The following is a 255-nucleotide window of genomic DNA, read 5'->3' on the forward strand; positions in this document are numbered from 1 at the left end:
GGTGCAGGCGCTTACACAGCGGTTCGCCGTTGATGGCAGCGATCACGATGTGCCCGTGGGCCGGCTCAATCGCGCGGTCCACCACCACCAGATCACCATCGAAGATTCCGGCGCCGATCATGCTGTCACCCTCGATGCGCACCAGGTAGATATGCGGCGCCCGCAGGTTCAGCAGTTCATCCAGGGAAATGGCTTTTTCAAGGTGGTCCGTGGCTGGCGAAGGGAAACCCGCTGGCACGCGGAAGGAGTAGACCG

At 62.4% G+C, this 255-nt stretch carries 1 protein-coding gene; it reads right to left on the reverse strand.

Annotated features, from left to right (window positions below):
- Positions 1-255, reverse strand: a 255-nt coding sequence (locus HAQ05_RS28340) for a LexA family protein (RefSeq protein ID WP_274603334.1), incomplete at both ends; no start/stop codon positions are given.

Source organism: Pseudomonas typographi (genome assembly GCF_014694385.1).
Lineage (GTDB): Bacteria > Pseudomonadota > Gammaproteobacteria > Pseudomonadales > Pseudomonadaceae > Aquipseudomonas > Aquipseudomonas typographi.